Annotated in this window: 16 protein-coding genes; 7 read left to right on the plus strand and 9 right to left on the minus strand. The window is 73.1% G+C overall.

The features are described 5' to 3' along the window. Positions 1 to 96 precede the first annotated feature (96 nt). The 4 genes from qcrB to ctaE form a co-directional block, all read right to left on the minus strand. The gene (qcrB, locus tag N866_RS03160) at positions 97 to 1,827 is read right to left on the minus strand and encodes a cytochrome bc1 complex cytochrome b subunit (protein WP_052022319.1); all 1,731 of its coding nucleotides are present in this window, start codon (positions 1,825 to 1,827) and stop codon (positions 97 to 99) included. After that, the gene (gene qcrA / locus N866_RS03165; RefSeq protein WP_034222494.1) at positions 1,824 to 2,873 is read right to left on the minus strand and encodes a cytochrome bc1 complex Rieske iron-sulfur subunit; all 1,050 of its coding nucleotides are present in this window, start codon (positions 2,871 to 2,873) and stop codon (positions 1,824 to 1,826) included. The genes qcrB and qcrA overlap by 4 nt, the downstream gene beginning before the upstream one ends. Next, positions 2,870 to 3,649 (minus strand): cytochrome bc1 complex diheme cytochrome c subunit, encoded by a 780-nt coding sequence (qcrC, locus tag N866_RS03170; protein WP_034222497.1) that lies wholly within the window; start codon positions 3,647 to 3,649, stop codon positions 2,870 to 2,872. The genes qcrA and qcrC overlap by 4 nt, the downstream gene beginning before the upstream one ends. Before the next feature lie 126 nt (positions 3,650 to 3,775). Beyond that, on the minus strand, positions 3,776 to 4,414 hold the full coding sequence (ctaE, locus tag N866_RS03175; protein ID WP_081802273.1) for an aa3-type cytochrome oxidase subunit III: 639 nt from the start codon (positions 4,412 to 4,414) through the stop codon (positions 3,776 to 3,778). Positions 4,415 to 4,645: 231 nt separating this feature from the next. Here ctaE and N866_RS03180 point away from each other — a divergent pair, with 231 nt between their 5' ends. Both N866_RS03180 and trpD read left to right on the plus strand, forming a co-directional pair. Then, positions 4,646 to 5,089: a hypothetical protein gene (locus tag N866_RS03180; RefSeq protein WP_173406122.1), complete on the plus strand. Its 444-nt coding sequence runs from the start codon at positions 4,646 to 4,648 to the stop codon at positions 5,087 to 5,089. Continuing rightward, positions 5,089 to 6,141 (plus strand): anthranilate phosphoribosyltransferase, encoded by a 1,053-nt coding sequence (gene trpD / locus N866_RS03185; protein ID WP_034222503.1) that lies wholly within the window; start codon positions 5,089 to 5,091, stop codon positions 6,139 to 6,141. Before N866_RS03180 ends, trpD begins: the two co-directional genes overlap by 1 nt. Positions 6,142 to 6,173: 32 nt before the next feature. Here trpD and N866_RS03190 read toward each other — a convergent pair whose 3' ends face one another. Together N866_RS03190 and N866_RS03195 are read right to left on the minus strand one after the other, a co-directional pair. Continuing rightward, positions 6,174 to 6,455, minus strand: coding sequence for an Lrp/AsnC family transcriptional regulator (locus N866_RS03190; RefSeq protein ID WP_034222505.1), 282 nt, complete (start codon positions 6,453 to 6,455; stop codon positions 6,174 to 6,176). 29 nt (positions 6,456 to 6,484) lie between these two features. Next, positions 6,485 to 8,272 (minus strand): DEDD exonuclease domain-containing protein, encoded by a 1,788-nt coding sequence (locus N866_RS03195; RefSeq protein ID WP_052022325.1) that lies wholly within the window; start codon positions 8,270 to 8,272, stop codon positions 6,485 to 6,487. Positions 8,273 to 8,474: 202 nt separating this feature from the next. Between N866_RS03195 and N866_RS03200 the strand changes: the two genes are divergently transcribed. After that, on the plus strand, positions 8,475 to 8,660 hold the full coding sequence (locus N866_RS03200; protein ID WP_034222534.1) for a hypothetical protein: 186 nt from the start codon (positions 8,475 to 8,477) through the stop codon (positions 8,658 to 8,660). 124 nt (positions 8,661 to 8,784) lie between these two features. Here N866_RS03200 and N866_RS03205 read toward each other — a convergent pair whose 3' ends face one another. Further along, positions 8,785 to 10,596 (minus strand): AMP-dependent synthetase/ligase, encoded by a 1,812-nt coding sequence (locus N866_RS03205; protein WP_034222508.1) that lies wholly within the window; start codon positions 10,594 to 10,596, stop codon positions 8,785 to 8,787. A 305-nt stretch (positions 10,597 to 10,901) separates the two neighbouring features. On the opposite strand from N866_RS03205, the gene N866_RS03210 reads away from it, so the two are divergent. Then, the gene (locus tag N866_RS03210) at positions 10,902 to 11,849 is read left to right on the plus strand and encodes an ROK family glucokinase (RefSeq protein WP_034222510.1); all 948 of its coding nucleotides are present in this window, start codon (positions 10,902 to 10,904) and stop codon (positions 11,847 to 11,849) included. A 28-nt stretch (positions 11,850 to 11,877) separates the two neighbouring features. On the opposite strand, the gene N866_RS19695 is transcribed toward N866_RS03210, so the two are convergent. Next, on the minus strand, positions 11,878 to 12,423 hold the full coding sequence (locus tag N866_RS19695; protein ID WP_052022320.1) for a hypothetical protein: 546 nt from the start codon (positions 12,421 to 12,423) through the stop codon (positions 11,878 to 11,880). Positions 12,424 to 12,508: 85 nt separating this feature from the next. Here N866_RS19695 and N866_RS03220 point away from each other — a divergent pair, with 85 nt between their 5' ends. From N866_RS03220 to N866_RS03230, 3 genes are all read left to right on the plus strand, one after another. After that, positions 12,509 to 13,294, plus strand: coding sequence for a lysophospholipid acyltransferase family protein (locus N866_RS03220; RefSeq protein ID WP_034222512.1), 786 nt, complete (start codon positions 12,509 to 12,511; stop codon positions 13,292 to 13,294). Positions 13,295 to 13,482: 188 nt separating this feature from the next. Further along, entirely contained in the window at positions 13,483 to 14,703 is a 1,221-nt protein-coding gene (locus N866_RS03225; RefSeq protein ID WP_034222514.1) for a pyrophosphate--fructose-6-phosphate 1-phosphotransferase, read from the plus strand. Next, on the plus strand, positions 14,700 to 16,052 hold the full coding sequence (locus tag N866_RS03230; RefSeq protein WP_034222516.1) for a class II 3-deoxy-7-phosphoheptulonate synthase: 1,353 nt from the start codon (positions 14,700 to 14,702) through the stop codon (positions 16,050 to 16,052). Before N866_RS03225 ends, N866_RS03230 begins: the two co-directional genes overlap by 4 nt. A 66-nt stretch (positions 16,053 to 16,118) precedes the next feature. Here N866_RS03230 and N866_RS03235 read toward each other — a convergent pair. After that, positions 16,119 to 17,139 (minus strand): PASTA domain-containing protein (locus N866_RS03235; protein ID WP_216699366.1); only part of this gene is annotated, 1,021 nt, incomplete at its 5' end.

The raw sequence follows: 17,139 nt of genomic DNA on the forward strand, positions 1-17,139 counted from the left end.
CCTCGGTTCTGCGGAAAGGGCCGGAAGGCGAGACGCCCTCCGGCCCCGACCACCTCCAGGGTGGTCCCGTCCTGCTATTCCAGCACGAAGCGGTGATCAGTGCCGCGGCGTCCGCGGACCCGCGACGACCTCTCCGGCCGGGTTGCCGCCATGCTCCGGCTTGATGTTCGCGGCGGCCTGGAGCAGCGTCGGGTCGCCGTGCTCGGCGCCCCCCAGGGCGTCGTGCTCGCCGTGCGACTGCGCGGCCGCGAGCTCGGCGGGCGTGACCGGCTCGACGCGGTCCTCGTAGAAGAACCGCGACACGCGCGCCCGCAGGGCGTCACGCCGGTAGCCCTTGCGCCGGACCCCACGCTCGTCCTCGGCGGGGAGCAGCTCCAGCGGCCGGTGGGCGTCGTAGTTGACCCGCAGCCACCGCTCGTACTGGTCGAGCGGCTTGTGCACCTCGACGTACTCGCCGTTCGCGAACCGGACGATCCGCCCGGTCTCGTGACCGTGGAGGACCAGCTCGCGGTCCTTGCGTTGCAGGCCCAGGCAGATCCGCTTCGTGACGACGAAGGCGATGACCGGTGCCACGAAGAACAGCACCCGGAACAGCCGGGACAGGTCGTTGAGCGACAGCGCGAAGTGGGTCGCGACGAGGTCGTTGGCGCCCGCGACCAGCAGCACGAAGAACGCCGTGAGGATGGCCACGCCGCTCGCGGTGCGCACGGGCGCGTTGCGCGGGCGGTCCAGCACGTGGTGCTCCCGCTTGTCGCCCGAGGCCCAGGCCTCGATGAACGGGTACAGCGCCAGGGCGGTGAAGAGCAGCCCGGGCACGATGACGGCCGGGATCAGCACGTTCAGGGAGAGCGTGTAGCCGGCGATCACCCATTCCGTCCCCGTGCCGGGCATGAGGCGCAGGGCACCTTCGAGGAAGAGCATGTACCAGTCCGGCTGGGCGCCGGCGCCGACCGGTGACGGGTCGTACGGCCCGTAGTTCCAGACCGGGTTGATGGTCATGGTGCCGGCCATGAGGGCGATGACACCGAAGACGATGAAGAAGAAGCCGCCGGCCTTCGCGACGTACACGGGGAAGAGGGGGTAGCCCACGACGTTGCGGTCGGTGCGGCCCGGACCCGGGTACTGGGTGTGCTTGTGCAGGACCACCAGGAACAGGTGCAGCCCGATGAGCGCCAGGATCAGCCCGGGGATCACGAGGATGTGCAGCGTGAAGAGCCGGGGGATGATGTGCTCCCCGGGGAACTCCCCGCCGAAGATCATGTAGGACATGTAGCTGCCGACGACCGGGATCGACTTCACGACGCCGTCGGTGATGCGCAGGCCGTTGCCGGACAGGACGTCGTCCGGCAGGGAGTAGCCGCTGAAGCCCGCGGCGAGACCGAGGATCATGAGCACGAAGCCCACGAGCCAGTTGATCTCGCGCGGCTTGCGGAACGCCCCGGTGAAGAACACCCGCATCATGTGCGTCACGATCGACGCCATGAAGAGCAGGGCTGCCCAGTGGTGGATCTGCCGCATGAGCAGCCCACCGGTGACCTCGAACGACAGCGCGAGCGTCGAGGCGAAGGCCTCGGACATCTCGACGCCGTTCATGGCGGCGAAGGGGCCGTCGTAGGTGACGAGCGTCATGCTCGGCACGAAGAACATGGTGAGGAAGACGCCGCTGATGAGCAGCACCACGAAGGAGTAGAGCGCGATCTCGCCGAGGAGGAAGGACCAGTGGTCCGGGAAGATCTTCCTGGCGAAGCTCTTGACCGCCAGACCGACACCGGTCCGCTGGTCGAGGTAGTCAGCCGTTCCCCCCGCGGCGCGGTTCACAGTGCTCATCTCAGCCGCTCCCAGTAGCTCGGACCGATCGGTTCGTCGAAGTCGTCCTGTGCGATGAGGTAGCCCTCGTCGTCCACCGTGATCGGCAGCTGCGGCAGCGGCCGGCTCGCGGGGCCGAAGACGACCTTCGCGCCGTCCGACATGTCGAAGGTCGACTGGTGGCACGGGCACAGGAGGTGGTGCGTCTGCTGCTCGTACAGGGCGACGGGGCAGCCGACGTGGGTGCAGATCTTGGAGTAGGCCACGATGCCGTCGTACGACCAGCCGGCCCGCTCCGTCGGCTCCTTGAGGTCGCGCGGGTCCATCCGGACCATGAGGACGACGGCCTTGGCCTTCTCCTCGATCCAGTGGTCCGCCTCCCGGAGGTTCTCCGGGATGACGTGGAAGACGGAGCCGATGGTGACGTCCGCGGCGCGGATCGGCTCCCCGGAGGGGTCGCGCGCCAGCCGCTTGCCCCGCTCCCACAGCGTGTGGCGGAACTTGCTGACGTTCCAGTCGCCGCCGACCTCACCGATCAGCGGGACGGCCACGGTGAGCGGAGCGAGCGCGACGGCGGAGACGACGGCCCCCTTGAGCACACCGCGCCGACCGATGCCCGAGTCCTCGGCACCTTCCCGAAGCGTGGCGAGCGCGGCCTCGCGGGTCGCCGCGTCGCTGCGCTGCGGGTGCCGGGCCTCCTGGCGCTCGTGGTCGGACATCAGGGTCTTGGCCCAGTGCACGGCGGCCGCGCCGATCCCGAACATGGCCAGGAACAGGCTCAGACCGAGGGCGATGTTGGACAGCCGCATGCTGGCGACCGTCTCCCCGGGCGGCAGGGCGAAGTACGCGATCAGGAAGCCGACGGTGCCGATGACCGACAGCGCGAACATCGCGACGACCTGCCGCTCCGCGCGCTTGTCGGCGGCGGGGTCGATGTCGGCCTGGCGGAGCCGGTGCTCGGGGAGGCCCGGGTCCTCGAAGCGTGCCGGGAGCGCGGCGTCGGCGCGGTCGAGGTCCTGGCCGCCGGCCGTCGCCCCGTGGATCTGGGGGGTCTGCTCGTGGCTCATGAGGACTTCGCTCCGATCCAGACGGCGGAGGCGATCAGCAGGCCCATGCCGACCACCCAGATCCAGATGCCCTCGCCGACGGGCCCGATGGAGCCGAGGGACGTGCCGCCGGGCGACCCGTTCTTCTGCTCCTCGAGGTAGGCGATGACGTCGCGCTTCTCCTCCGGCGTGATGTTCGCGTCGTTGAACACCGGCATGGACTGCGGGCCGGTGAGCATCGCCGTGTAGATCTCGGTGGGCGTCGACTGGGCGAGGGCCGGGGCGTACTTGCCCTCGGACAGCGCACCGCCGGCACCGATCGCGCCGTGGCACATCGCGCAGTTGGTGCGGAAGATCGCGCCGCCGTTGGCCGGGTCGCCGAGGGCGGGGTCCACCTGCTCGGCGCTGGGCACGGCCGGGCCGGGGCCCAGGCTGGCGACGTAGGCGGCCAGCTGGTCGATCTCCTCGCGGTCGAACTGCGGCGGCTTCGCGGCCGCCTGGGGGCCCTCGAGCTGCATCGGCATGCGTCCGGTGCTCACCTGGAAGTCGACGGACGCCGCCCCGACACCGATCAGCGTGGGGTTGCCGTCACGCCCCTCGGCGTTGACACCGTGGCACGTCGCGCAGTTCGCGACGAAGAGGGCTCGGCCCGCCTCGACGTCGTCGGTGGTCGGCGCGGCGGCGCCCTCCGCGCTCGGTGCGAGGGCCGCGTACAGCCCTCCGGTCAGGACGAGCGCCAGCGCGAGGAGCACGACCGGGGCGAACCGGTGGTGCCTGCGGGCGGCGATGGCCTTCACGAAGCGGTCCTCATCTCGTTGCTGCCGTCCTGCGTGCCCGGACGGTCGGTCCTGCGTGGCGGGCGGTGCGCGCCACGACGGTCTGCTGCGGCGGTGTCGCCCCGGTGCGGCCGGCTCATCGGCCGGTCAGCGGATGATGTAGATCGCGAAGAAGAGCGCGATCCACACGACGTCGACGAAGTGCCAGTAGTACGACGTGACGATCGCGGTCGTCGCCTCGTGGTGCCCGAAGCGCCGGGCGGCGAACGCCCGCCCGAGCACGAACAGGAACGCGATCAGGCCTCCGACCACATGGAGCCCGTGGAACCCGGTCGTGAGGTAGAAGACCGAGCCGTACGGGCTGGACGAGATGGTCAGGCCGTGCTCGACGAGCTCCGCGTACTCGAAGACCTGGCCGCCGATGAAGACCGAGCCCATGATGAAGGTCAGGGTCATCCACTCGGTCATGCCCCAGCGGTTGATCTCGAGCAGCCTGCCCGTCCGGTGGGGCTGGAAGCGCTCGGCCGCCCACACGCCCATCTGGCAGGTGATCGAGCTGAGCACCAGGACGAGGGTGTTCACCGACGCGAAGGTCAGGTTGAGCGCCGGCGTCTCGGCCGCCCACACCTCGGGGACCGTGGAGCGCAGCGTGAAGTACATGGCGAAGAGCCCGGCGAAGAACATCAGCTCGCTCGCCAGCCACACGATCGTGCCGACCGACACGGGGTTGGGCCGGTTGACGCTCAGGTGCGGTGGGGCGGAGATCGCAGCCGTCGAAGTTGACACCCCGTCATTATGGCGGACGAGCGTCCCGAGTGGGACCAAGGGCCCGACCGCGCGTCCTGGAGGTCTCAGTCCCGGCTCAGCGCGTCGTGGCTGATGGGCGCCCGCTCGGCCCGCCCGCCGGCTCGACGTGTCCCGGCGTCGCGAACGGTGAGGTCCCCGGCCGCGCGACCGTGCCAAGATGATGCGCTGGTGGAGCAGCCACCGCACCGGTCGACGACGAGTGAGGCGAGGATGGCCACGACGGACGCGCACGACGAGTGGGACGAGACCGCGGACGCCCCGCCGGCATCCCTGCGCGTGCTGCTCTACAGCTCCGACCCGACCACCCGGGAGGCCGTCCGCATGGCTGTGGGCCGTCGCGTCGCACGGGACCTGCCGCCGATCGAGTGGGTGGAGGTGGCGACGGCCGAGGTCGTCATCTCCACCGTGGACGCCGGGGGCCTGGACCTGCTCGTGCTGGACGGCGAGGCGGCCAAGAACGGCGGCATGGGTCTGTGCCGCCAGCTCAAGGACGAGATCTTCCGCTGCCCGCCCGTGCTGCTCCTCGTGGGCCGCCCGCAGGACGCGTGGCTCGCGTCCTGGTCGCAGGCGGACGCCGTCGTCGCCCGGCCGCTGGACCCCATCGCGGTCCAGGACGCCGTGGCGGGGGTCCTGCGCGCGTCGCACGCGGTGTGATGGTCGACGACGCCCGGTCCTGGAGCGGGCTCCTGGCCCGGCTGCTCGCCCGCGAGGACCTCTCGTCCGCGGACAGCGCGTGGGCGATGGGGCAGGTGATGGCCGGCGAGGCCTCACCGGTGCAGCTGGCTGCCTTCCTCGTCGCGCTGCGCGCGAAGGGCGAGACGGTGCACGAGGTGACCGGCCTCGTCGAGGAGATGCTGGCGCACGCACACCGGATCGACGTGCCCGGGCGGGCCGTCGACGTCGTCGGCACGGGCGGCGACATGCACCACACGGTGAACATCTCGACCATGGCGTCTCTGGTCGTCGCGGGCGCCGGCGTGCAGGTCGTCAAGCACGGGGGCCGGGCGGCCTCCTCGTCGAGCGGCACGGCGGACGTCCTCGAGGCGCTGGGCCTGCGGCTGGACCACCCACCGCAGCGCGTGGCCGAGCTCGCCGGGGAGGTCGGCATCACCTTCTGCTTCGCCCAGGTCTTCCATCCCGCGATGCGGCACGCCGCCCCCACCCGACGGGAGCTGGGCGTCCCGACGGCGTTCAACATCCTGGGACCGCTCACCAACCCTGCTCAGCCCGCAGCCGCCGCGCTCGGCGTGCCGGACGCACGGATGGCGGCCCTCATGGCCGGCGTCCTGGCGGCCAGGGGCACGTCGGCGCTGGTGTTCCGCGGGCACGGAGGCCTCGACGAGCTGGCCGCGACGGGCCCGGCGCGGATCTGGTGGGTGCAGGACGGGCGCGTGAGCGAGCACGACCTGGACCCGGCCGAGGACCTCGGCCTTCCGCCGATCGACATCGCGGACCTCCGGGGCGGGTCACCGCAGGAGAACGCCGACGTCGTCCGCGCGCTGCTGGCCGGCACGCCCGGACCCGTCCGGGAGACGGTGCTGCTCAACGCCGCGGCGGCGCTGGTCGCCGAGGGCTCGGCGCCGGGCGTCGGTGAGGGCGACCTGGTCGACCGGCTGCGCGCGGCCCTGGCCGTCGCCGCGAGCGCCGTGGACGACGGACGGGCCGCTGCGGTCCTCGAGCGGTGGGTGGCTGCCTCCGCGTCCTGAGGGAGCGGCGCAGAGCTGGCTCGCAGGCGGTGCTAGTCGCCGAGGCCGAGGTCGAAGGCCTCCTCCAGGTCGTGGTCGGAGTACGCGCGGAACGCGATGTAGGTCTGGGTCCGCAGCACCCCGTCCACCTTGCTGAGCCGGTCCGCGATGACGTCGGCCAGCTTCTCGTGCTCGCGTACCCGCACCATCGCCACCAGGTCGACCTCACCGGTCACGGAGTAGACCTCGCTGACCCCCTGGATCGCCGCCACCTCCGCCGCGATCTCGGGGATGCGCGCCGGGTCCGTGTCGATGAGGACGATGGCCGTGATCATGGTGTTCCTCCTGGTGGTCGTGGCGCTCATCATGCCGTGGACGTACCCGCCGCGTCCTCGGCCCGGCCCGCCGCGACGGCGACGACGGCGGGCGACGCACCTCGGACGCGGTAGGCCTCCGCGCCGCGCACGGGGCACGCCCACCCCGGCCCGACGTCGACCAGCCGCACCCCCTCGTCCTCGAGCCAGGCGAGGACGAGGTCGATCTCCTCCGGGTGGGCGCGGCCCGCCGGCAGGTCAGGGGGCTCCACCTGCTCGGCCGTGGCGACCAGGGCCTCGATCGTCGAGCGGGGGTCCGTCCGCGGGGGCGTGGTCGCCGTCGCGCACAGGCGCCCGTGGCGGACGACGACGACCTCCCACCCGCCGGTGTCCGCGCGGCGGGCGGCCACGAGCTGGGGGATCGCCGCCAACCGGCGGGAGCGCTGAGCGCGGGCGGCGCCCCGCAGGAACGCCTCGAGCCGGTCCCGCACCGCCGCGGCCTCCTCGAACCTCTCCTCCGTGACGAGGCCGGCGATCCGCCGGGCGTGCGCGGCGACGACCGGTTCCGGGTCGCCCAGCAGCGCGGCGCGCACCTTCGAGGCCACCACGGCGTAGTCGTCGGGACCCTGGGCTCCGGTGCAGGGCGCGCCGCAGCGCCCCATGCCGGCCAGGGCGCAGGCGGAGGCCCGCGGCGAGGGGACGAGCGGCAGGCGGCCGGTGCACCGACGCAGGGCGAAGGCCTCGTGGAGCGCCTCGACCGCGAGCTGGGCCGTGGCCCGGGACCCGAAGGGCCCGATGTGCGTCGCCCCACCAGGACCACCGGGGCCGCCCACCTCACGGACCACGGAGAGCCGGGGGAACGGCTCGACCGTGAGTCGCACCCACGGCTGACGCTCCGGGAACCGGGACCGGCGGTTGTACCGGGGACGGTGCTCGGCGATGAGGCGCAGCTCTCGCACCCGCGCCTCGAGCACGGTGCCGCACACCACGGGCACCACCCGCTCCGCCAGCATCACCATCTCGGTCATCCGCCGGCGCGTCTCCGCCGCGGTGAAGTAGGAGCGCACCCGGGTGCGGATGTTCGTCGACGTCCCCACGTAGAGCACCTCGCCGCCGCCGTCGACGAACTGGTAGACCCCCGGTGCGTCCGGCAGGCCGTCCGCGAGGTGGCGCCGCTGACGACGCGCGGGAGGGACGGGGTCCGACGCGGTCGCGAGGTCCTCCAGCGTCGTGACGCCCAGGACGCCGAGGCGGTCGAGCAGGCCGTGCAGCACGTCGACGGTGGCGCGCGCGTCGTCCAGGGCACGGTGGACAGGGGTCGTCGACGCGCGGAAGAAGCCCGCCAGGGTGGCGAGCTTGTTGTTCGGGACCTCGTCGCGCGTGAGCGCGCGGCGGGCCAGGGCCACGGTGTCGACGACGGGCGGGGCCGGCCACGCGTGCCCGGACCGGGCCGCCGCCGCCCGGAGGAAGCCGACGTCGAACGGGGCGTTGTGGGCGACGAGCACCGCGCCGCGGGCGAACTCGAGGAACGTGGGGAGCACCTCGGCGATCGTCGGTGCGCCGCGGACCATGGAGGTGGTGATCCCGGTGAGCGTCGCGATCATGGCGGGCACCGGGGTGCCCGGGTCGACGAGCGTCTGCAGCTCACCCAGGATCTCGCCGCCCCGCACCCGCACGGCCCCGATCTCGGTGATCCCGCAGGTGTCCGGGCTCCCGCCGGTCGTCTCGAGGTCCACCACGACGAATGTCACCTCGGACAGCGGCGTCGCCGCGTCGTCGAACGCCTCGAACGTCGGCTGCACGGCGGACGTCGGCTGCACGGAGGGTGCGGTGGGCATGGCGCCGACCGTAGGGCGCCCCACCGACACGCGGCCGACGGACACGCGAGGGGCCGGGTCACGGGACGCGGCACCTCACGCCGGGGCGCCGGGACCCGGGGCGCGCCATCTCACGTCGGCGGGTCGCACGGGCGTCGCTGTGTGCACGGGCGTCGTGGGTCGGCGCCGGGTCGTGTCGGTGGTCGGGCCTAGCGTCGGCCGCATGATGATCGACTGCGACTCCTGCACCGCCCGCGGCGACGCCTGCACCGACTGCGTCGTCACGTTCCTGACCATCCCGGTGCGGGCTCGCACGCCCGTGGACCTCGACCCCGCCGAGCAGGACGCGATCGCGGTCCTCGCCGGCTCCGGCCTCGTGCCGCCGTTACGGCTCGCCCGCGCGCAGTGAGCGACGCCGGTGCCGGGTGCCGATGACCGGACGGGGGCGCGCACGGTCGTAGTGCTGCGGTCGTGCGCGCCCCCGGGGTGTCCGGCCTTGGTGCCTCAGTCGGTGTGCGTCGCTCCGTGGTGCGTCAGTCGTTGCCGTTGCCGGTGTACAGCGCCTCGACGTCCCCGGCGAAGTCCTTGAGGACGAGCGAGCGCTTCACCTTCATGGACGGGGTCAGGTAGTCGTTCTCGATCGTGAAGTCGGTGTCCAGCACCGCGTACTTCCGGATCGACTCGGCCCGCGAGACCGCTTGGTTGGTGCGCTCCACCGCCCGGTCGAGCGCCGCCCGGACCTGCGGGTGGCGCCCCGCCGCCGCGACGTCCATGGCGGGCAGGTCGTGCGTGGAGAGCCAGCCGGGCAGGGCCTCGGCGTCGAGGGTGATGAGGGCCCCGATGAACGGCTTCTGGTCCCCGACGACGACCACCTGGCTGACCAGCGGGTGACCGCGGAGCCGGTCCTCGAGCACGGCCGGGGCGACGTTCTTGCCGGCCGCGGTGACGATGATCTCCTTCTTGCGGCCCGTGATGCGGACGAACCCGTCCGCATCGAGCGAGCCCAGGTCACCGCTGCGGAACCACTCGCCGTCGAACGCCTCGGCGGTCGCCTCGTCGTTGTTGTGGTAGCGACGGAAGACGTGCGGGCCGGTCATCAGGATCTCGCCGTCGTCCGCCACGCGGACCGCGGCGCCCGGCAGCGGCGGCCCGACCGAGCCGATCTTCGTGGCGTCCGGCAGGTTCACCGTGGTCGGCGCGGTCGTCTCGGTGAGCCCGTAGCCCTCGAGCACGTTGAGGCCCACGCCGCGGTAGAAGTGGCCCAGCCGCTCACCCAGCGGCGCACCACCCGAGATGGCCCACTGGGCCTGACCGCCGAGCGCGGCCCGGATCTTCGACAGGACCAGGACGTCGGCGACCTTGTGCTGAAGCCGAAGCCAGGGGCTGGGGCCCTTCGGCTCGTCCAGCGCCCGCGAGTAGACGATCGCCGTCTTCGCGGCCCGCTGGAAGATCGCCCGCTTGCCGCCCGCCGCCGCCTTCTGCTCGGAGGAGTTGTAGACCTTCTCGAACACGCGGGGCACCGAGAGGATGAACGTCGGGCGGAACTCGCCGAGGTCCGCGACGAGCGTCTTGGTGTCCGGGCTGTGGCCCAGCGTGGCCCCGGCCGCGACGACGAGGACCTCGATGAACCGGGCGAAGACGTGCGCCAGCGGCATGAAGAGCAGGGTCCGCGACCCTGGCGGGCAGACCTCCTTGCCGAGCTTCGCGACCGCGTTGCGTGTGAGGACGACGAAGTTGCCGTGGGTGAGCTCGACGCCCTTGGGCCGGCCCGTCGTGCCCGAGGTGTAGATGATCGTGGCCAGGTCGTCCAGCGTCGCGAGGGCCCGGCGGCGGGCGATCTCCTCGTCCGGGACGCCCCGGCCGGCGTCCACGAGGTGGCCGATCGCGTCGTGGTCCAGCACGAGGACCTCGCCGAGGTTCGGGGCGCTCGGCCGCGCGTCGTCGACGACGGCGGCGTGGGCGGAGGACTCCACGACGAGCAGCCGGACGTCCGCGTCGGTGACGATCCACTCGACCTGCTCGCCGGACGAGGTCTCGTAGATCGGGACGGTGACGCCGCCGGCGGACCAGATGGCGAAGTCCAGGAGGGTCCACTCGTACCGCGTGCGGCTCATGATGCCGACGGACTGGCCCGGCTCGATGCCCTTGGCGACGAGGCCCTTGGCGACGGCGACCACCTCGCGGTCGAACTCCCGGGCGCTCACGGGTGTCCACACGGCCCCGAGCCCACCCTTGCGTTCGAGCATCGTCCCGTCGCCCTGGCTCGCGACGCGGGCGGCCAGCAGGGTGTTGAGGTTCTCGGAGGGGTCGACCTCGACGAGGAGGGGTGTGCGGAACTCGTCCATGCTGACTCCAGTGGCAGGTGGATGGTGGGGGAACCCTACCGACAGGCGAGGACCGGGACGAAAGTCCGGCCGGTCGGTCTCCTGAGCCCACCTTCCCACGTCAGCGGTGTCGGCGTCGGTCTTCTGCCGTGGCCCCGGCGAGGGCTGCACGCGGGCGCAGGGTGCCGCCCGTCCGTCCGGCCACCCGCTCCCGGTCCGGTCGACGGGCGCGCCACGACCCGGTCGTCCCGCGTCCCGCCGCGGGCCGGTCGGTAGCCTCCTCGTGCGGCGAAGCACTCGCCAGGAGATCGGGCACGAGGACGGGCATGGACACGATCGGTGTGGACATCGGCGGCACGAAGATCGCTGCGGGTGTGGTGGACGAGGACGGGCAGATCCTGGCGCAGGCCAAGCGCGACACCGTCCCGGGTGACCCCGCGGAGATCGACCGGGCCGTCGCCGACCTCTTCCTGGAGCTCTCCGCGGACCACGAGGTGGGTGCGCTCGGGATCGCAGCGGCGGGGTTCATGAGCTCCGACCGGCGCACGGCGCTCTTCGGGCCGAACGTCGCATGGCGCGCGTACCCCCTGCGCGACCGGGTGGCGGAGCTCGTCGGACGCCCCGACCTGAAGATCGTCGTCGAGAACGACGCGAACGCCGCCGGCTGGGCGGAGTTCCGGTTCGGCGTCGGCCGCGACGTGGACGACATGCTCATGCTGACGGTCGGGACCGGCCTCGGCGGGGCCGTCGTCGTGGACGGGCGCCTGGTCCGTGGGGCGTGGGGGGTCGCCGCCGAGGTCGGCCACGTGCGCGTGGTCCCGGAGGGTCACCTCTGCGGCTGCGGCCAGCGGGGGTGCTGGGAGCAGTACGCCTCCGGCTCGGCGCTCGTGCGTGAGGCCCGCGCGGTGGCGGCGACGCAGCCCGATCGCGCCGCCCGGCTGCTCGAGCTCGCGGGCGGCGACCCCGCACAGGTGAGCGGGCCGTCGGTGACGCTCGCCGCGTCCGAGGGCGACCCCCTGTCCATCGCCCTGCTGGCCGACCTGGGGCGGTGGATCGGTGCCGGGGCCGCCAGCGTCGCCGCGCTCCTCGACCCGGCGCTCGTCGTCGTCGGCGGGGGCGTGGGGGAGGCGCGCGACCTGCTCGTGGCGCCGGCCCGCGAGGCGTTCTCCGCCCACATGTCCGCCCGGGGCTACCACCCCGAGGCGCGGATCGAGCTCGCGGCGATGGGCAACGAGGCCGGCATCGTGGGAGCGGCCGACCTGGCTCGTCTCTGACGTCCTGCCGTCGGCCCGGCGCCGGACGTCACACGACGGCGCCGGGCCCCGCGTCGTCGTCGCGGCGGTGCGGCATCCGCCACAGGAGGGTGCCCAGGCCCGCCAGGAAGAGCACCGCGGCGACCTGGACGAGGACCTGGGGCGCCGACCGCCACACGGTCACGGACAGCAGGAACAGCAGCGGGGCGCCGCAGACGGCGGCCCACGCCATGGTGAGGAGCGGGTCACCGCCCAGGACGGGCCCGGGGTCGGGCGGCTCGAAGTGCGTCTCCCGCTCGTCCGCCTCCGGGTCGGTGGACCAGGCGCGAGGGTCCGAGGGGGACGGCGCACCGGCGGGGGAGCCCAGGATGCCGGCGGACGGGGTTCGCGGGGTCGCGCCGGCCGCGGGCGGAGGGGCGGTCCCGGGTGCAGCGGCGTCCTCCGAGGGCACGCCCGGCGTCCCGCCGTCCTCGGTCAGACGGGCGACGATGCGCTGCCACTCGCGATCCACGTCGGCGTCGCTGGCCGTACCCTGCTCCTCGTCGCGCGGGCCGTCGTCGGGCCCGTCGTCGGGGGAACTCGGACTGGCGGCCATGCACAGCACTCTAGAGTCGGCACGACGCCGGGCGGACCTCGATCCGTCGGCGCAGCGGAGGGACGGCGCGTTGTTCTACTGGGTGATGAAGCGGGTCCTTGCGGGCCCGCTGCTGCGGGGGATGTTCCGCCCCTGGGTGCGGGGGGCCTCCCACGTGCCCGCCGAGGGTGGGGCGATCCTCGCGAGCAACCACCTCGCGGTGATCGACTCGTTCGTGCTGCCCCTCGTCCTGTCGCGCAAGATCCGCTTCATCGGCAAGTCGGAGTACTTCACCGGGACCGGCGTGAAGGGCCGGCTCAAGGCGGGCTTCTTCCGGGGCGTGGGCACCATCCCCGTCGACCGCGGTGGCGGCAAGGCCAGCGAGGCCGCCCTGCGGACCGGTCTGGAGGTCCTGCGTTCGGGCAACCTGTTCGGCATCTACCCGGAGGGCACCCGGAGCCCGGACGGGCGGCTCTACCGGGGGAAGACGGGCGTGGCGCGGCTGGCGCTCGAGTCCGGCGTCCCCGTCATCCCGGTCGCGATGATCGGCACGGACGTCGCCCAGCCCATCGGCCAGGTGATCCCCAAGCCCGTCCAGCTGGGCGTCGTCATCGGCGAGCCGCTGGACTTCAGCCGCTACAAGGGCATGGAGAACGACCGGTTCATCCTCCGCTCGGTCACGGACGAGATCATGTACGCCCTGATGAGCCTGTCCGGGCAGGAGTACGTCGACATGTACGCGGCGACCGCCAAGGCGCGGATCGCCGCCGGCCACAGCCCGGGGGAGGTCGGTCCGGGAGCGGGGAGCCCGTCGGCGCCGGGCGGTCGCCGGGCGCCCGACGTCCAGGTACCGGGACCTCCGACGGTCCCAGGCGAGTCGTCAGTAGGATGACGAGCGTCACCGCCAGGTGACCTGCCACACCGGACGACGGGGTTCCGGGCGGTCGTGGCGGTCGTGCGCCTCCCGTGCCCGCGCCGCGCGGCCGGCCGACGCCGGGACTCCTCCCGGACTCGGACCCGTGCGCGGCCCCGCGCCGGGCCGGTGTGCTGACCAGCAGCATCAACGGAAGGTGCTTCCCCATGTCGGTTCGTCGCGTCGCCCTGCTGACCGCCGGAGGCTTCGCCCCCTGCCTGTCGTCCGCCGTGGGTGGCCTGATCGAGCGGTACACGGAGATCGCGCCCGAGATCGAGATCATCGCCTATCAGCACGGCTACCACGGCCTGCTGCGCGGGGACAAGGTCGTCGTCGACGCGGAGGCGCGCGCCAAGGCGGGCGTGCTGCACCGGTTCGGCGGCAGCCCGATCGGCAACTCGCGCGTCAAGCTCACGAACGCGAAGGACTGCGTCAAGCGGGGCCTCGTGCAGGAGGGCCAGGACCCGCTGCACGTCGCGGCGGAGCAGCTCAAGGCCGACGGCGTCGACGTCCTGCACACCATCGGCGGGGACGACACCAACACGACCGCGGCCGACCTGGCGGCGTACCTGCACGAGAACGGGTACGAGCTGACCGTCGTCGGCCTGCCCAAGACGATCGACAACGACGTCGTGCCGATCAAGCAGTCGCTCGGGGCCTGGACCGCCGCCGAGGAGGCGGCCGGCTTCGCGGCGAACATCGTCGGCGAGCACCGGTCCGGGCCGCGGATGCTCATCGTCCACGAGGTCATGGGTCGGCACTGCGGGTGGCTCACGGCCGCGGCCGCCGCCGAGTACCGCAAGTGGCTCGACCGCCAGGAGTGGGTGCCCTCGCTCGGCCTCACGCGCGAGCGCTGGGACGTGCACGCCGTCTTCGTCCCGGAGCTGGCGCTCGACATCGACGCCGAGGCCGCGCGCCTGAGGACGATCATGGACGAGCAGGGCAACGTCACCATCTTCCTGTCCGAGGGCGCCGGCATGCACGAGATCGTCGCCCAGGTCGAGGCGTCGGGCGAGACGGTCGAGCGCGATCCCTTCGGTCACGTGAAGCTCGACACGATCAACCCGGGGCAGTGGTTCGCCAAGCAGTTCGCCGAGAAGCTGGGCGCCGAGAAGGTCATGGTCCAGAAGTCCGGCTACTACTCCCGCGCCGCGGCGGCGAACGCCGAGGACCTGCGCCTCATCAAGTCCATGACGGACCTGGCGGTCGAGTGCGCGCTGCGCGGGGAGTCCGGCGTCATCGGGCACGACGAGGAGGACGGCGACCGGCTCAAGGCGATCGCCTTCCCCCGCATCGCGGGCGGCAAGGCCTTCGACGTGAGCCAGCCGTGGTTCGTCGCCATGCTGGAGGACCTCGGCCAGTCCGCCGTCCCCGCGAGCACCTCGTGAGCACCGCGCCGGAGCCCGGGGTCCTCGCGGGGCTGGAGGCGTGGCGGGACCTTCCCCGCCGACACCAGCCGACCTGGCCGGACGACGAGGCGCTCGGGCGGGTCGGGACCGAGCTCGCGTCCCTCCCGCCGCTCGTCTTCGCCGGGGAGGCGGACGTCCTGACGGCCCGCCTGGGCGCGGCCGGACGGGGTGAGGCGTTCCTCCTGCAGGGCGGTGACTGCGCCGAGACCTTCGCGGAGGCCACGGCCGACAACATCCGCAACAAGATCAAGACGATCCTGCAGATGGCCGTCGTGCTCACCTACGGCGGGAGCCTGCCCGTCATCAAGATGGGCCGGATGGCCGGCCAGTACGCCAAGCCGCGCAGCAGCGACGAGGAGACGCGGGACGGTGTCACGCTCCCGGCGTACCGGGGCGACGCGGTCAACGCGTACGACTTCACGTCCGACTGCCGCGTGCCCGACCCCCGTCGGCTCGTCGAGGCGTACCACCGGTCCGCCGCGACGCTCAACCTCATCCGCGCGTTCACCACGGGTGGCTTCGCCGACCTGCGGCGGGTGCACGAGTGGAACCGGGGCTTCACCGCCAACCCGGCCTACGCCCGGTACGAGGAGGTGGCCGGGGAGATCGACCGGGCCATGCGGTTCATGGCGGCGTGCGGCGCGGATTTCGACGCCCTGCGCACCGTCGAGTTCTTCGCCAGCCACGAGGCCCTGCTGCTGGACTACGAGCGACCCCTGACGCGGATCGACTCCCGGACCGGGACGGCCTACGACTGCTCCGCGCACTTCCTGTGGATCGGGGAGCGCACGCGGCAGATCGACGGGGCCCACGTGGACTTCCTCTCCCGGGTCCGCAACCCGGTGGGCGTCAAGCTCGGCCCCACGACGACGGCGGACGACGCCCTGGCCCTCATGGACAAGCTGAACCCGAACGACGTCCCGGGGCGCCTGACCTTCATCACCCGCATGGGTGCCGGTCGGATCCGCGAGACGCTCCCGCCGCTGCTGGAGAAGGTCACCGCATCCGGTCGTCCCGTGACCTGGGTGTGCGACCCGATGCACGGCAACACGATCACGTCGGCGAGCGGGTTCAAGACGCGCCGCTTCGACGACGTGCTCGACGAGGTGCGCGGGTTCTTCGAGGCGCACCGCTCGGTGGGCTCCGTCCCCGCCGGCCTGCACGTGGAGCTGACCGGCGACGACGTCACCGAGGTGCTCGGCGGCAGCGAGGCGATCGACGACGACGGGCTCGCCCGCCGCTACGAGACCCTCGTCGACCCGCGGCTGAACCACCAGCAGTCGTTGGAGATGGCCTTCCTCGTCGCGGAGATGATCCGCAGCTCCTGAGGACCGTGCCGACGGCGGGGTGGGGCGACCCGCCCCGCCGTCGGCGTCTCCGGGCCGCCAGGTCGCTCAGACGACGGCGAGCGTGATCGTCGACCCCTTCGGCAGGGTCGACCCGGGCGTCGCGTCCTGGCTGCGCACCGTGCCGAAGAACCCGCCGAGGACGTCCTCCCGGACGACCGCGAAGCCGAGGCGCTCGAGCGCCGCTCGGGCGTCGGCGAACTGCTGCCCCACGAGGTTCGGCACCTCGACGAGCGGGGGACCCTGGGAGACGGTGATCGTCACCGTGTCCCCCCGGAAGCCGGCCGTCCCCGGGGCGGGGTCCTGCGCCATGACGACGCCGGCGCCGTACTGCTCGCTGAAGGCCGTGGCCTCCTCGACGACGAGGCCGTCGGCCTCCAGCTGCTGGCGGGCGGCGCCCGCCTCGACGCCGACGACGGACAGGACCGTCACCGGGGCCGGGCCGTCCGAGACCCGCAGGCCCACCTCGGACCCGACCGCCAGGCTCGTGCCCGGCTCCGCGGTCGCGGTCAGGACGGTGCCGGCCGGCGCGACGTCGTCGAACGTCCGCTCGCCCTCGACGGCCACGAGGCCCACCGCCTGGAGCGCGGCGGTCGCGTCCTCGACGGTCGCGCCCACGAGGCCCTCGGGCACCACCCGCAGGTCCGGTCCCTTGGAGACCGTCAGCTCGACGTCGCCCTCCTTGAGGATCCGGCCGCCCTCGCCCGGCTCGACGGCGACGACCGTCTGGACAGGTGCCTGCGCGTCGAAGACCTCGGTCACGGCCGAGACGCCGAGGCCCGCGGTGGCGAGCGCCTCCTCGGCGGCCGCGCGGTCCGCCCCGACGAGCCCTCCCGGCACCGTCGTGTAGGCGCCGGGTCCCGCCGTGGCGTACCAGAGGCCGACGAGGCCGGAGACCGCTCCGAGCGCGATGAGGGTGAGCACGACCGCGACCCGCCGCCGCCAGCGTCGCAGGGCGGGGTCGGCGTCGTCGTCGGTGCCCTCGGACGTCCCCGCGGCCGGGTCGCCGGGTGCGGGTGCCGCGCGGAGCGGGCCGACCGGCAGGGCCACCGTGCCGTGGTGCGCGCCG

It is taken from the genome of Actinotalea ferrariae CF5-4 (assembly GCF_000603945.1).
Taxonomy (GTDB): Bacteria; Actinomycetota; Actinomycetes; order Actinomycetales; family Cellulomonadaceae; genus Actinotalea; species Actinotalea ferrariae.

Excerpts from the sequence above, each read along its gene's own strand:
- N866_RS03210 (WP_034222510.1), top strand. The coding sequence starts at position 10,902 with ATGGACACGATCGGTGTGGACATCGGCGGCACGAAGATCGCTGCGGGT.
- N866_RS03205 (WP_034222508.1), bottom strand. The coding sequence starts at position 10,596 with ATGGACGAGTTCCGCACACCCCTCCTCGTCGAGGTCGACCCCTCCGAG.
- N866_RS03200 (WP_034222534.1), top strand. The coding sequence starts at position 8,475 with ATGATGATCGACTGCGACTCCTGCACCGCCCGCGGCGACGCCTGCACC.
- N866_RS03195 (WP_052022325.1), bottom strand. The coding sequence starts at position 8,272 with ATGCCCACCGCACCCTCCGTGCAGCCGACGTCCGCCGTGCAGCCGACG.
- N866_RS03220 (WP_034222512.1), top strand. The coding sequence starts at position 12,509 with ATGAAGCGGGTCCTTGCGGGCCCGCTGCTGCGGGGGATGTTCCGCCCC.
- N866_RS03190 (WP_034222505.1), bottom strand. The coding sequence starts at position 6,455 with ATGATCACGGCCATCGTCCTCATCGACACGGACCCGGCGCGCATCCCC.
- N866_RS03180 (WP_173406122.1), top strand. The coding sequence starts at position 4,646 with ATGGCCACGACGGACGCGCACGACGAGTGGGACGAGACCGCGGACGCC.
- qcrB (WP_052022319.1), bottom strand. The coding sequence starts at position 1,827 with ATGAGCACTGTGAACCGCGCCGCGGGGGGAACGGCTGACTACCTCGAC.
- N866_RS03225 (WP_034222514.1), top strand. The coding sequence starts at position 13,483 with ATGTCGGTTCGTCGCGTCGCCCTGCTGACCGCCGGAGGCTTCGCCCCC.
- trpD (WP_034222503.1), top strand. The coding sequence starts at position 5,089 with ATGGTCGACGACGCCCGGTCCTGGAGCGGGCTCCTGGCCCGGCTGCTC.
- N866_RS19695 (WP_052022320.1), bottom strand. The coding sequence starts at position 12,423 with ATGGCCGCCAGTCCGAGTTCCCCCGACGACGGGCCCGACGACGGCCCG.
- qcrA (WP_034222494.1), bottom strand. The coding sequence starts at position 2,873 with ATGAGCCACGAGCAGACCCCCCAGATCCACGGGGCGACGGCCGGCGGC.